General features: G+C 56.4%; 12 protein-coding genes. 3 read left to right on the forward strand and 9 right to left on the reverse strand.

The window, feature by feature from the left end; genetic code table 11:
- Positions 1-625 precede the first annotated feature (625 nt).
- The gene (locus tag SK32_RS09090; protein WP_048212216.1) at positions 626-1348 is read left to right on the forward strand and encodes an ABC transporter ATP-binding protein; all 723 of its coding nucleotides are present in this window, start codon (positions 626-628) and stop codon (positions 1346-1348) included.
- Here the strand turns inward: SK32_RS09090 and bioD are convergent.
- Genes bioD through bioB form a run of 4 tightly spaced genes read right to left on the reverse strand, consistent with a single transcriptional unit; the run spans position 1314 to position 4938 of the window.
- Entirely contained in the window at positions 1314-2012 is a 699-nt protein-coding gene (gene bioD / locus SK32_RS09095) for a dethiobiotin synthase (protein WP_048212217.1), read from the reverse strand. The two genes, SK32_RS09090 and bioD, sit on opposite strands and share 35 nt — an antisense overlap.
- Complete coding sequence (gene bioC, locus SK32_RS09100; RefSeq protein WP_048212218.1) at positions 1975-2760, reverse strand: malonyl-ACP O-methyltransferase BioC; 786 nt, start codon at positions 2758-2760, stop codon at positions 1975-1977. The genes bioD and bioC overlap by 38 nt, the downstream gene beginning before the upstream one ends.
- On the reverse strand, positions 2744-3901 hold the full coding sequence (gene bioF, locus SK32_RS09105; RefSeq protein ID WP_048212219.1) for an 8-amino-7-oxononanoate synthase: 1158 nt from the start codon (positions 3899-3901) through the stop codon (positions 2744-2746). The genes bioC and bioF overlap by 17 nt, the downstream gene beginning before the upstream one ends.
- Positions 3898-4938 carry a biotin synthase BioB gene (bioB, locus tag SK32_RS09110; protein ID WP_003837062.1) on the reverse strand — a complete coding sequence of 347 codons (1041 nt, stop codon included), beginning with the start codon at positions 4936-4938 and terminating at the stop codon, positions 3898-3900. The genes bioF and bioB overlap by 4 nt, the downstream gene beginning before the upstream one ends.
- A 76-nt stretch (positions 4939-5014) precedes the next feature.
- Between bioB and bioA the strand changes: the two genes are divergently transcribed.
- The gene (bioA, locus tag SK32_RS09115) at positions 5015-6304 is read left to right on the forward strand and encodes an adenosylmethionine--8-amino-7-oxononanoate transaminase (RefSeq protein ID WP_048212220.1); all 1290 of its coding nucleotides are present in this window, start codon (positions 5015-5017) and stop codon (positions 6302-6304) included.
- Positions 6305-6361: 57 nt separating this feature from the next.
- Positions 6362-6838, forward strand: coding sequence for a kinase inhibitor (locus SK32_RS09120; RefSeq protein ID WP_048212221.1), 477 nt, complete (start codon positions 6362-6364; stop codon positions 6836-6838).
- An 89-nt stretch (positions 6839-6927) separates the two neighbouring features.
- On the opposite strand, the gene hutH is transcribed toward SK32_RS09120, so the two are convergent.
- The 5 genes from hutH to hutI all read right to left on the reverse strand — a co-directional run bounded on the left by hutH (position 6928) and on the right by hutI (position 13240).
- Positions 6928-8448 carry a histidine ammonia-lyase gene (gene hutH / locus SK32_RS09125; protein WP_048212222.1) on the reverse strand — a complete coding sequence of 507 codons (1521 nt, stop codon included), beginning with the start codon at positions 8446-8448 and terminating at the stop codon, positions 6928-6930.
- A 1-nt stretch (position 8449) separates the two neighbouring features.
- Positions 8450-10135, reverse strand: coding sequence for a urocanate hydratase (gene hutU, locus SK32_RS09130; RefSeq protein ID WP_048212223.1), 1686 nt, complete (start codon positions 10133-10135; stop codon positions 8450-8452).
- A 136-nt stretch (positions 10136-10271) separates the two neighbouring features.
- Positions 10272-10991: a histidine utilization repressor gene (locus tag SK32_RS09135; RefSeq protein ID WP_003023059.1), complete on the reverse strand. Its 720-nt coding sequence runs from the start codon at positions 10989-10991 to the stop codon at positions 10272-10274.
- A gap of 87 nt (positions 10992-11078) precedes the next feature.
- Complete coding sequence (gene hutG / locus SK32_RS09140; RefSeq protein ID WP_048212224.1) at positions 11079-12020, reverse strand: formimidoylglutamase; 942 nt, start codon at positions 12018-12020, stop codon at positions 11079-11081.
- Positions 12017-13240, reverse strand: coding sequence for an imidazolonepropionase (hutI, locus tag SK32_RS09145; RefSeq protein WP_048212225.1), 1224 nt, complete (start codon positions 13238-13240; stop codon positions 12017-12019). Before hutI ends, hutG begins: the two co-directional genes overlap by 4 nt.
- Positions 13241-13258 lie beyond the last annotated feature (18 nt).

Raw genomic sequence — 13258 nt, forward strand, 5'->3', positions numbered from 1 at the left:
TAAAATTTTGGCACTGGCGAGATAAAACACCAGTAAAAATGTGTTATCCCCAAACCAATGACTTTTTTAACATTTGTCAAGACGGCAGATGAAAGTTTTATGGCAACGCATGACACTTCCGCGACAGCCATTGCTTTTATCTAACATTCTGTATTTCAATAACTATTCTCTCGAGCCGTCTTTCGCATCAATTTAGTCGCAGGCCGCGTCTTCTCTCGCTTACATTGTGTTTTCTAACTCTAATACACAAGGTTATCCACAGGAATAGTGGATAACTGCCTCCAGCCCGTGCTGACTGCCGCCTGGCAAAAACACCGACTTGCTCTTTTCGGGTGGGATAAAAAAAAATTATCGCCATTTTTTTATATTTATCAGCCAACGGAGCCCTGGAGGCTGTCGAGATCTTGCTCGCATTTTCACCATTTACCTGCCTGCACCATCCCGACGCGACCAGGCACTGGCAATGTGCGCAAAATTAACCCGGATCGTTAAAAACCAGACATCGCTGCCGATGGATCACGCTATCCCGCTGTTTTTCGCGCATTTCCCATTTGTGGCAAGAGATTTGCAATTTTCTTCTGCTCCCCGGTCTGTCGGGCGGATAACTTCATGATGGAGAAAACCTATGTTGAGTCTTCGCGCAGTGAATCACTATTACGGTAACCAGCACACGCTATGGGATGTGGATCTCGACCTGCAGCCCGGCAAGTGCACCGGTGTGCTGGGACTTCCGGGGATGGGGAAAACGACGCTGGCCAATTGCATCGTCGGCAATTTACCGATTGAGAGCGGAACCATGTTCTGGCATCAGGCTGGCGCACCACCTTGCGATCTGCTTCAGATTCCGGCGGCAAAGCGCATTGCACTAGGTATTAACTGTGTATCACAGGAGCGGCGAATTTTTTCGCAGCTGACGGTAGAGGAAAATCTGCACATTGCGCGCCAGGCGGTTGAGGAAAGCGAAGCAATGAACAGCAGCGATATTTACCGCCTGTTTCCACAGCTGTTTGTACTGCGTCAGGCCAAAGGGGTGGCATTGTCGGAGGAAAATCAGCACCAGCTTGCACTCGCCAGCGCGCTGGTTACACGCCCACGCCTGCTAATCCTCGATGAGCCTACGCGAGGAACGGGCCAGGCGTATATCCACAAGCTGGGGAACCTGATTGTGAGGCTAAGCCAGGAGTTGGGCATCGCCATAATGCTCGCAGAGCAAAGCCTGCCGTTTATTCGTCGGGTCGCTGATTGCTATTGCCTGTTACATCGCGGACGCAATGTGGCCCAGGGACAACTGGCGCAGCTCAGCGACCCGTTTCTTAACGACTGGATGGCGCCAGAGGCAAAACGCTAAGGTCGAGATAGTGCCCTGTCGTTGCGCGTTCTGGCTCGTCCTCCAGCCATGGGATTTCCCCCAGCAGCGGAGCCGGAATCGCGCGTTTCAGCGTTGCCATATATTCAGCATGGCGTTTCCCTGGCGGAGTCACATCATTGGCGACCCACCCCGCCAGCGTCAACCCAGCCTGTTGTACTGCTTGCGCAGTCAGAATGGCATGGTTGATGCAGCCAAGCTTGACGCCAACCACCATAATCACCGGCAGTTGTTCTGCTTGTACCCAGTCAGAAAAACTCAGCGTGGGTGAAAGCGGCGTAAACCAACCGCCAGCGCCTTCCACCAGCACCCAGTCAGCCTGTTCTTCAAGCAAGCGTAAACCCGCAGACATCACTGAGGCCTGAATAGGGCGACCTTCGTCAGCGCTGATGATATGCGGTGACGTGGGTTCGGCAAAGGTATAGGGATTGATTGCCGTATAGTGCACTGCCACAGCGCTGTTGCGCTGTAATGCCAGAGCATCGCTATTACGCAGACCCTCAGCCGTTATTTCACTACCGGACGCCACGGGCTTATAGCCGACCGTTCGATAACCCAATTGTCCCGCGGCCTGCAGGAGCGCACAGCTGGCAATTGTTTTACCAACCTCAGTGTCCGTCCCGGTGACAAAATACGTTCTGGTCACGTTGAATTACTCCTAAAAAAAGTTGATACGTCAGCGGGTATTTTCCCTGTACAGAGGGCCAGGCTAACTGTAACTGCTGCAGCTGTGAACGGGTCAGTACGCGCTGTTCGCGTCCATCATGGAGATGCGTCGCACCGATCCCTTTGAGCGAGCGCATGGCGCTCAACGCATCGTCAAACCACAGTGTCACCGGATGAAGCTGATACTCGGCGTCCCAGCCATGCAGAGCCTTTTCAAGTTGCTCCACGGGCAAGAAACGGTTGGTGTGCTCCCGGTCATCTACCGCTTGCCACGCCCGGCGTAATTCCGGCATCGAGCCGTGTGCCAGGGTACTAAACGCCACCGTGCCTCCGGGGCGCACAACCCGGCAAAGCTCACTTAACGCGCCGTGTAAATCGCTGCACCACTGCACCGCCAGATTGCTCCAGGCCAGGTCAAAAGTGGCAGCGTTTTGAGGGATGGCTTCAATATCCGCCAGCAGATAGTGGTGGGCGGCATTTTGCCGCTGTGCCTCTGCCAGCATTTGTTCAGAAAGATCCAGTGCGCTGACTTCGCTTCCCTGCTCACGCCAGTAGCGACTCATGCGCCCTGGGCCGCACCCCGCATCCAGTACCCGTGCATAATCCCGTTCACCAAGCAGCGCCAGCAAGGCGTCGGCGCTTTGGCACTGTAGCCCGGCATGTTGTTCATAGTGGGAAGCGGCGCGTCCAAATGCAGCAGCAATGGCCTGCTTATTGACCTGCGCCATGCAGCACCTCCAGCAAGCGGTCGATATCCTGGCATTCATGCGCCTGCGTCAGCGTCAGCCGTAATCTGGCGGTGCCGACCGGTACCGTAGGAGGCCGGATGGCGGTCACCCAACAACCTTGGGCGCGTAAAACCTCCGCCAGTTGCAGTGCTTTATGGTTATCGCCCACGATCAATGGCTGGATGGCACTGTCTGAGTTTGCCAGCGTGAAATCCGCAATATCCAGGCCAGCACGAAAACGTTGGATCAACATGGCCAGTTTTTCCCGGCGTTCATCGCCCTCACGACTGCGGATCACTGCCAGCGCGGCACGCAATGCCTGCGCCTGAGCAGGCGGCATGCTGGTGCTGTAAATCAGATGACGGGCAAACTGCAGCAGATAATCGGCCACGCTGTCTGAACACAGGATTGCCGCGCCGCTGACGCCAAATCCTTTCCCGAAGGTCACCACTAACAGCTCAGGTTTCACCTGCTGTCGGAAGCATGAGCCACGCCCTTCCTCACCGCTAACGCCTATACCGTGGGCATCATCCACCAGCAACCACGCATTCTGGTGCTGCGCCTCAGCGTGAATTTCCGCCAGCGGTGCGCTGTCGCCATCCATGCTGAACACGCCTTCGGTCACCACCAACTGCTGCCCCGGACAGGGGGCAGACAGTAGACGAGCCAAATGTTGCGGGTCGTTATGGGTAAAACGGCGTAACACGGCGGGACTCAGACTGGCCGCTTCCAGCAACGACGCATGGCTGAGGCGGTCGGCGACAATCCGGTCATCTTTTCCCATCAACGCTGTGATCACCGCCTGGTTGGCGGCGAAACCGGAAATGAACAGCAATGCTCGTGAATAACCCAGCCATTGCGCCAGTTCGTCTTCCAGCGCCTGATGGGCGATGGAATAGCCGCTAACATGGCCTGAACCCCCGCTGCCGACGCCAAAACGTTCAGCCCCCTGCTGCCAGGCACAGACTATCTGCGGATGGTGACTCAACCCCAGATAATCGTTACTGGAAAAATTCAGATACTGACGCCCCTCGGCCAACAACCAGCGCCCTGCCCCCTGTGTCACCACATAGCGGCGACGCAGAGCATCAGCAGAACGACGCAAAGTGAGCGCATCGTCAATTTTTTGCTGCCAGGTCATACGGTTGCCGCGTTGTAGTAGTCGTCGGTATCCGGGGTACGCAGCGCCTGCTCCAGACGTTGCTGCTGTTCGTTATCGCCCGCCAGTACCGCCGTTTGCTGCGGATTCAGACCGAGTTTGCGGAATAAAAGCAGATCTTTGTCTTCGTTCGGGTTGGGTGTAGTGAGCAGTTTGCAGCCGTAGAAAATCGAGTTGGCCCCGGCCATAAAACACATTGCCTGGGTCTGTTCGTTCATCTGCTCGCGCCCGGCAGAAAGACGCACGTACGAGGTCGGCATCATGATGCGCGCGACAGCGATAGTACGAATAAAATCAAACGCATCCACATCGTCGTTATCGGCAAGCGGCGTACCCTTTACTTTCACCAACATGTTAATGGGGACGCTTTCCGGCGGTGTGGGTAGGTTCGCCAACTGCAGTAATAAACCGGCACGATCGGTAACCGTTTCCCCTAACCCCACGATACCGCCAGAGCAGACTTTAATCCCCGCCTCACGCACTTTATCCAGCGTATCCAGGCGCTCCTGATACGAACGGGTGGTAATGATATTGCCGTAAAATTCCGGCGAGGTGTCGAGGTTGTGGTTGTAGTAGTCCAGACCCGCATTGGCCAGGCGCTGGGCCTGAGATTCGTCCAGCGTGCCCAGCGTCATACAGGCTTCCAGCCCCAGTTCTTTCACGCCCTGAACCATTTGTTCTAGGTACGGCATATCGCGTTCGTGCGGGTTCTTCCACGCTGCGCCCATGCAAAACCGCGTTGAACCTGCCTGCTTCGCCTTACGTGCAGAGTCCAGAACCTGTTCAACTTCCATCAAACGTTCCGTTTCCAGTCCGGTTTTATAGCGGGAACTTTGCGGGCAGTATTTGCAGTCTTCCGGGCAAGCACCGGTCTTAATCGACAGCAGCGTACTGACCTGAACCTGCCGCGGATCGAAATGCTGACGATGAACCTGCTGCGCTTCAAACAACAGATCCAATAGCGGTTTTTCAAATAATTCGGTGACTTGCGACATTGTCCAGCGAGAAGAATGAGCCATATTGGTATACGTTTCGTTGTTAGTTTGGTGTAGACTCGTAAACCTAAATCTTTTTAATTTGGTTTACAAGTCGATTATGACAACGGACGATCTTGCGTTTGACCAACGCCATATCTGGCACCCTTACACCTCCATGACCTCCCCGCTACCGGTTTATCCGGTGGCCAGTGCCGAAGGTTGTGAACTGATATTAGCCAACGGTGAGCGGCTGATTGACGGTATGTCATCCTGGTGGGCGGCAATCCACGGTTACAATCACCCGCAGCTGAATGCCGCGATGAAAACGCAGATTGATGCCATGTCGCACGTGATGTTTGGCGGCATTACCCATGCCCCGGCTATTGCGCTGTGTCGCCAGTTGGTGGCGATGACGCCCGAGGCGCTGGAGTGCGTTTTTCTCGCGGATTCTGGTTCGGTCGCCGTGGAAGTTGCGATGAAAATGGCGCTGCAATACTGGCAGGCCAAAGGTGAATCCCGTCAGCGTTTCCTGACGTTTCGTAACGGTTATCACGGCGATACTTTCGGCGCAATGTCGGTCTGCGATCCCGACAACTCGATGCACAGTCTGTGGAAGGGTTATCTGCCGGAGAACCTGTTTGCGCCCGCCCCGCAAAGCCGCATGGGCGGCGAGTGGGACGAACTGGATATGGTACCGTTCGCCCGCCTGATGGCCGCACATCGCCACGAAATTGCGGCGGTGATCCTTGAACCAATCGTACAAGGCGCTGGCGGCATGCGCATGTACCATCCTGAGTGGTTAAAGCGCATCCGTAAGATGTGTGACCGTGAAGGTATCCTGTTGATTGCCGATGAAGTCGCCACCGGATTTGGTCGCACCGGCAAAATGTTTGCCTGTGAACACGCCGATATCACCCCGGATATTTTGTGCCTTGGCAAAGCGTTAACCGGCGGGACAATGACCCTTTCCGCGACTCTGACCACCCGCCAGGTCGCGGAAACCATCAGCAACGGTGAAGCCGGATGTTTTATGCACGGCCCGACTTTCATGGGCAATCCACTGGCCTGCGCCGTCGCCTCCGCCAGCCTGTCGTTACTCGAAACCGGCGAGTGGCGCTCGCAGGTAGCGAACATAGAAGCGCAGCTGCGGGCAGAGCTCGCCCCGGCGGCTGATTCCCGTTGGGTCGCCGACGTGCGCGTGCTTGGTGCCATCGGCGTCATCGAAACCACACATCCGGTGAATATGGCCGCGTTACAGAAGTTCTTTGTCGAACAGGGCGTGTGGGTAAGACCGTTTGGTAAGCTCATTTATCTGATGCCGCCGTACATCATCAAGCCCGAACAATTGCGTCGTCTGACCCAGGCCGTCAACGAGGCTGTGCGCAATGCAACATTTTTTAGCGATTAATCGGCGGTAAGCTCTACGGTTTCTGGCTACACTTTTTGGCTAACGAGAGGAGTCAGCATGAAACTAATCAGTAACGATCTGCGCGATGGCGAAAAGCTTCCTCATCGCCACGTCTTTAACGGCATGGGATATGACGGGGATAATATTTCCCCGCATCTGGCATGGGATGATGTGCCCGCCGGGACTAAAAGCTTTGTCGTGACCTGTTACGATCCTGATGCGCCAACCGGCTCCGGCTGGTGGCACTGGGTGGTGGTAAATCTGCCTGCTGATACCCGCGTACTACCGCAAGGGTACAGCTCGGGTCTGGTTGCGCTACCGGATGGCGTGATTCAGACCCGTACGGATTTTGGTAAAGCCGGTTATGGTGGCGCAGCGCCGCCGAAAGGGGAAACCCATCGCTATATCTTTACGGTTCATGCGCTGGATGTGGAGCGTCTTGATGTCGATGAAGGCGCCAGCGGCGCGATGGTTGGATTTAACGTCCATTTCCACTCGCTCGCCAGCGCCTCAATTACGGCGATGTTTAGCTAACCTCCGTGCCGGATGGCAACGCTAACGCGTTTTATCCGGCCTACGAGCTGGTTTGTAGGCCGGATAAGCGCCAGCGCCATCCGGCATTTTTACAGAAACTCCGGAACTAAATGCAGCAACGCGCCCTGCGCTAACAGTTCGGTCGCGCACTCGATATCCGGGGCAAAAAAACGGTCCTGTGTATAGTGGGCAACCTGCTCACGTAGCGTCTGGCGCGCCTGCTCCAGCAGCGGGCTTGAGGTTAACCCTTCACGCAGGTCAATCCCCTGACACGCCGCCAGCCACTCTACGGCAATCACGCCGCGCGTATTCGCCGCCATCTCCCACAGTCTGCGGCCCGCCGCTGGCGCCATTGAGACATGATCTTCCTGGTTGGCGGACGTCGGTAAACTGTCTACGCTGTGCGGATGCGCCAGCGCTTTGTTCTCGCTCGCCAGTGCGGCCGCGGTGACCTGGGCAATCATAAAGCCGGAGTTCACCCCACCGTTTTTCACCAAAAACGGCGGCAGTTGCGACATGTGTTTATCCATCATTAACGCAATGCGTCGCTCCGACAACGAGCCGATTTCCGCAATCGCCAGCGCCAGATTATCTGCCGCCATAGCCACCGGTTCAGCATGGAAGTTGCCGCCAGAAATGACATCACCCTCTTCGGCAAATACCAGCGGGTTGTCGGAAACCGCATTGGCTTCGACCAGCAGAACATCCATCACCTGGCGCATTTGCGTCAGACACGCCCCCATCACCTGCGGCTGGCAGCGCAGAGAATACGGATCCTGCACTTTCTCACAGTTATGATGCGACTGCGAAAGCGCGCTGGTGTCAGTTAATACGTGACGATACAGCGTCGCGGCATCAATCTGCCCACGCTGTCCTCGTGCGGCATGAATACGGGCATCAAACGGACGACGAGAGCCCAGCACGGCTTCGGTGGTCAGCGCCCCGCACACCGTTGCAGACGCGAACAGCTCCTGAGCTTCAATTAATCCGCGCAGCGCAAAGGCGGTGGACGCCTGAGTTCCGTTGAGCAGCGCCAGCCCTTCTTTCGCCTCCAGCGTAATCGGCTCCAGCCCGGCCTTTTTCAGCGCTTCGGTCGCCGGGAGCCATTCCCCCTGCCAGCGCGCCTTCCCTTCTCCGAGCAGCGTCAAAGACATATGCGCCAGCGGCGCCAGGTCACCCGATGCCCCCACTGAGCCTTTCGCCGGGATCAGTGGATACACCTCGGCATTCACCAGCGCAATCAGCGCTTCAATCACGCTCAGGCGAATACCGGAAAAACCGCGCGCCAGGCTGTTGATTTTCAGCACCATAATCAGACGCACCATCGCGTCGTCCAGCGCCTCGCCGACACCTGCCGCATGGGAAAGCACCAGCGAGCGCTGCAAATTTTGCAAATCTTCCGTGGCGATACGGGTCTGGGCCAGCAGGCCAAAGCCGGTATTAATGCCATACGCCGTACGGCCTTCAGCGACAATATTATTGACGCAGGCGACGCTGGCGTTGATAGCATCAATCGCGGCAGCATCGAGGCTCAGTTTGACCGGCTGCTGCCAGATGTCGCGTAGTTGCACAAAGCTCAGATGACCCGGTGTTAATGTCATGGTGTTCATATCAGCGTTTCTCCTGCGTCGCAGCAATCATCGGCAAATTCAGCCCTTCTTCGACGGCGCATTCCACCGCAATGTCATATCCGGCGTCGGCGTGACGCATCACCCCGGTCGCCGGATCGTTGTGTAAGACCCGGGCGATACGCGCCGCGGCTTCATCGGTACCATCACACACAATCACCATCCCGGCATGCTGGGAGAAGCCCATTCCTACCCCGCCACCGTGGTGCAGCGACACCCAGGTCGCGCCGCTGGCGGTATTAAGCAGCGCATTCAACAGCGGCCAGTCGGATACGGCGTCTGAACCGTCGCGCATAGCTTCGGTTTCGCGGTTCGGGCTGGCAACGGAGCCAGAGTCCAGATGGTCACGGCCAATAACAATCGGCGCGGACACTTCACCGCTACGTACCATTTCGTTAAACGCCAGCCCCAGCTTTTGCCGCCATTCCAGCCCGACCCAGCAGATACGCGCCGGTAAACCCTGGAAATTAATCCGCTCACGCGCCATATCCAGCCAGTGGTGCAGATGCTTATCGTCAGCCACGATCTCTTTCACTTTGGCATCGGTTTTATAAATATCCTGCGGATCGCCGGAAAGCGCCACCCAACGGAACGGGCCAATGCCGCGACAGAACAACGGTCGAATGTAAGCAGGTACGAAGCCGGGGAAATCAAAAGCGTTTTCCACGCCCATCTCTTTGGCCATCTGGCGAATGTTATTGCCGTAATCAAACGTCGGCACGCCCATTTTGCTAAACGCCAGCATCGCCTCAACGTGCGTTGCCATGGAGCGTTTCGCCGCCTGCACCGTGCCCTGCGGATCGGACACCGCTTTTGCCTGATACTCATCCCAGCTCCAGCCGGACGGCAGATAACCGTGCAGCGGATCGTGGGCGCTGGTCTGGTCGGTGACCATATCCGGGCGCACACCGCGCTTCACCAGTTCCGGCACAACGTCGGCGGCGTTAGCACACAGCGCAATGGAGACCGCTTTACCCTCGCGAGTGTATTTGTCGATACGCGCCAGCGCATCGTCAAGCGATGTCGCCTGCTCGTCGACGTAACGGGTACGCAGACGGAAATCGATTCGGCTTTGCTGGCATTCAATGTTCAGCGAACACGCCCCCGCAAGCGTAGCGGCTAACGGTTGCGCCCCGCCCATACCGCCCAGTCCGGCGGTCAGTACCCAGCGCCCGCTCAGGTTACCCTGATAATGCTGACGCCCGGCTTCAACAAAGGTTTCATAAGTCCCCTGCACGATGCCCTGGCTGCCGATGTAGATCCAGCTCCCGGCGGTCATCTGGCCGTACATCGCCAGCCCTTTGGCATCCAGTTCATTAAAGTGTTCCCAGGTAGCCCAATGTGGCACCAGGTTGGAGTTGGCAATCAGCACGCGCGGTGCGTTGTCGTGAGTTTTAAATACGCCTACCGGTTTTCCGGACTGGACCAGCAGCGTCTCATCGGTCTCCAGTTTGGTCAGCGCGTTGATGATGGCGTCATAGCATTCCCAGTCCCGCGCGGCGCGGCCAATCCCGCCGTAAACCACCAGCTCATGCGGATTTTCCGCCACATCGGGATCCAGATTATTCATTAACATGCGCAGCGGCGCTTCGGTCAGCCAGCTTTTGGCCGTTAAGGTGGTGCCGCGTGGGGCACGAATATCCTGCTGACGATATTTGCTATGGGACATGACAGAAAACTCCTCGCGAACGTCGGATAGATAAGTAACATATACTTGTCTATACAAGTCACCGCAAGGATGATTTTAACAATTAAGATACATTTTTATTATATTGCGTCAGCAATCACGGTTTTCATCTCCTGTATCAGGACATAAACCGCCCTTGCAGGCGATAGCGGGAACCCGGGAACAGCAAACGGGCATGAGAGACAATAGAAGACGCAGACCAGGTCTTGCGGCGGATCAGCAGGCAGGGATCGTGTTCTTTGATATTCAGCAGCGCGCACTCTTCAGCGCTGGCACGTACCGCTTCAACAATATGCTCACCTTCCGTTAAAGGGGCTATCAGCGACAGGTAAGCGTGCGGCGTAGTCTGGCTGTAATCCTGCGCCAGGTACTCCGGCACAATTTCGGCATTCACGCAGCGATCTTCAATCTGTACCGGCAGATCGTTCTCGTAGTGCACCATGACAGAATGAAAAATAGAGGTGCCTTCTTTGACGTTTAATACCAAAGCCTGCTGCGCGTTTGCCCGGGTTCTTTCCAGCGTCAGCACTTCGCACCGGTGCTGATGCTGACGGGCGTTGATTTCATCCGCGATGCTGCGAATTTCAAACAGCGCGGACTGACCTTTTGGCTCGGCGACAAACGTCCCCACGCCCTGCAAACGCACCAGTAAACCTTCATCCGTTAACTCACGCAGCGCCCGGTTGATGGTCATGCGGCTGAAACCATACTGCGCCACCAGCTCTGCCTCAGACGGAATGCGATCGTGAGGTTGCCAGATACCGCTGGCAATTTTTTCGCTGATCTCCTGTTTGACCTTTTCGTAAAAAGGAGCCGGAGCAGAACGGGATGGGAGCATGCGTGAGCCTTCCTTAAGCTGAAAATGTGAGTGGGTACAGTTTACAGGCATTACCCGAACCTGATAAGCGCTACGCCATCAGGTATGTCAGTGCCACCAGTGGGCGATTTGCCAGCCTAATCGCGCCGCAACCCGCGCAGCCCTGCCATCATCATCAAAACGCGGGTTAAACTCAACCATATCTACCGCCTGGAGTTTACCGCTGCGACAAAGAGGTTCAATCAGCCCCAACAACGTCGCCAGCGGGACACCCAACGCGGCAGGCGCGGATACGGCGGGCATTTCCCACACCGGCAGCACGTCGAGGTCGATTGTCAGATAGATGACATCCATGTTTGCAACAAATTGCGCCAGCTGCGCCTGCGCCGTATCACAATGCAGATCTTCGACCACGGTAACCCCCAGCCGTTGCGCTTCATCCCACAGCGCCTGGGTATTCGCTGCCCGACTGACGCCAACGCAGGCGTAATGAAATTCACGCTGCTGTTGCTCACAGAGGTGCGCCAGTTGACGAAACGGCGTACCGGAAGTGGGTTGTTCGGCGTAGCGTAGGTCCAGGTGCGCATCGAGGTTAACAATCCCCACTTTTGCCTGCGGGAAGGCATCCAACACCCCTGCACCATGCGCAAATGCCGTTTCATGTCCCCCGCCCAACACGAAGGTGCGCATCTCCGCCTGCAGGCAACGCTGCACCGCTGTACGCAGCGCCTGCTGAGCACCTTCAAGGTCGGGAGCCTGGGCCACAATGTTTCCCAAATCGACCAACCGTTGATGACCCGCGTGACTGGCTAAATTGGCCAGTGCTTTACGCAGCGCGTCCGGCGCTCCGGCGGCTCCCGTGCGTCCCTGATTACGTTTAACGCCTTCGTCGCAGGCAAACCCGAGCAACGCTATCTGCTCGCGATACATTTCTGGGCTAAACGTCGGGCTCTGGGTGATAGTCTGAAACAGGCGCAGCGCATTCGGCGATTCGGCCCGGTCATCACGTCCCTGCCACAGCGCAGGAGAAGCGGGTTGCCAGTTGGTCATGATGGTTGCCCTTTAAATACACGTTGATAGATTGGGTTGCGACCAGGTTCATAGAGAATTTCGACCGGGAGTTCGGCATCCCACACCACAAAGTCGGCCACAAACCCAGCTTTCAGTTGACCGTGAGTGGCATGACGCCCCAGCGCGCGGGCAGCATGACGGGTTACCCCCGCCCATGCCTCTTCCGGCGTTAAGCCAAACTGTACACAGGCCATATTCATCGCCCAGTGCAGGCTAATAAACGGGCTGGTGCCGGGGTTGTAGTCGGTCGCCACCGCCATCGGAACCTGATACTGACGTAATAACTCGACTGGCGGACGCTGTTTCTCTTTGAGGAAATAAAAAGCGCCGGGCAATAGCACACCGACCGTACCGCTTTGGCTCATCGCCGCCACGCCCGCTTCATCCAGATATTCAATGTGATCGGCGGATAAGCCGTGATAGCGGCTTACCAACTGCGCCCCGCCCAGTAATGACAGTTGTTCGACATGACCTTTAACCGGGATACCCAACGCCTGCGCGGCCTGAAAGACGCGTTCGCTCTGCGCCAGCGTAAAGCCCACGGTTTCACAGAACAGGTCAACGGTTTCAAATAAACCCTGTTCCCACAACTGCGGCAAAATAGTCTCGCAAACCAGCGTAATGTAGCTATCGGGATCATCGCGATACTGCGCCGGTGTGGCATGTGCAGCTAACAGCGTTGGGCTTATTTCGACGGTATTTTCTGCCGCCAGCGCAGCCACGACGCGTAAAATTTTCTCTTCTGTCGTCAAATCCAGGCCGTAGCCCGATTTGATTTCCAGCAACGTAACGCCTTCTTTGATCAACCGTTCCATTCGCCCCTGCGCCAGCTGTAAGAGCTGCTCATCGGAGGCGCTGCGCGTCGCCGACACTGTGGCATTGATCCCGCCCCCCTGGGCGCTGATCTGTTGGTATGAAACGCCGTTTAGCCGCTGTTCCCATTCACCTGCACGACTGCCGCCAAACACCAGGTGCGTATGGCAGTCAATCAGACCCGGCGTAATCAGCCGGCCCTGCATATCAAAAGTATTGTCATGTGTGAGATATAACGATGATTCCGGGACGATATCGCGAATCTTGCCCTGGCGGACGATCAGCGCATGACCATCCACCAGCCCATACGGGGTATCACGTTCAGGATCCATGGTCGCCAGGCGGACATTACGCCAGATAGCATCATCAGGGAAAAATTGCTGCATTCGACTCACCACTTGTCA

This window comes from Citrobacter sp. MGH100, from assembly GCF_001034465.1.
In the GTDB taxonomy this organism is placed as follows: domain Bacteria; phylum Pseudomonadota; class Gammaproteobacteria; order Enterobacterales; family Enterobacteriaceae; genus Citrobacter; species Citrobacter youngae.

What these genes read in the sequence shown, in the direction of transcription:
- SK32_RS09090 (WP_048212216.1), top strand. Translation starts at nt 626, where the DNA reads ATGTTGAGTCTTCGCGCAGTGAATCACTATTACGGTAACCAGCACACG.
- bioC (WP_048212218.1), bottom strand. Translation starts at nt 2,760, where the DNA reads ATGGCGCAGGTCAATAAGCAGGCCATTGCTGCTGCATTTGGACGCGCC.
- bioF (WP_048212219.1), bottom strand. Translation starts at nt 3,901, where the DNA reads ATGACCTGGCAGCAAAAAATTGACGATGCGCTCACTTTGCGTCGTTCT.
- bioB (WP_003837062.1), bottom strand. Translation starts at nt 4,938, where the DNA reads ATGGCTCATTCTTCTCGCTGGACAATGTCGCAAGTCACCGAATTATTT.
- bioA (WP_048212220.1), top strand. Translation starts at nt 5,015, where the DNA reads ATGACAACGGACGATCTTGCGTTTGACCAACGCCATATCTGGCACCCT.
- SK32_RS09120 (WP_048212221.1), top strand. Translation starts at nt 6,362, where the DNA reads ATGAAACTAATCAGTAACGATCTGCGCGATGGCGAAAAGCTTCCTCAT.
- hutH (WP_048212222.1), bottom strand. Translation starts at nt 8,448, where the DNA reads ATGAACACCATGACATTAACACCGGGTCATCTGAGCTTTGTGCAACTA.
- hutU (WP_048212223.1), bottom strand. Translation starts at nt 10,135, where the DNA reads ATGTCCCATAGCAAATATCGTCAGCAGGATATTCGTGCCCCACGCGGC.
- SK32_RS09135 (WP_003023059.1), bottom strand. Translation starts at nt 10,991, where the DNA reads ATGCTCCCATCCCGTTCTGCTCCGGCTCCTTTTTACGAAAAGGTCAAA.
- hutG (WP_048212224.1), bottom strand. Translation starts at nt 12,020, where the DNA reads ATGACCAACTGGCAACCCGCTTCTCCTGCGCTGTGGCAGGGACGTGAT.
- hutI (WP_048212225.1), bottom strand. Translation starts at nt 13,240, where the DNA reads ATGCAGCAATTTTTCCCTGATGATGCTATCTGGCGTAATGTCCGCCTG.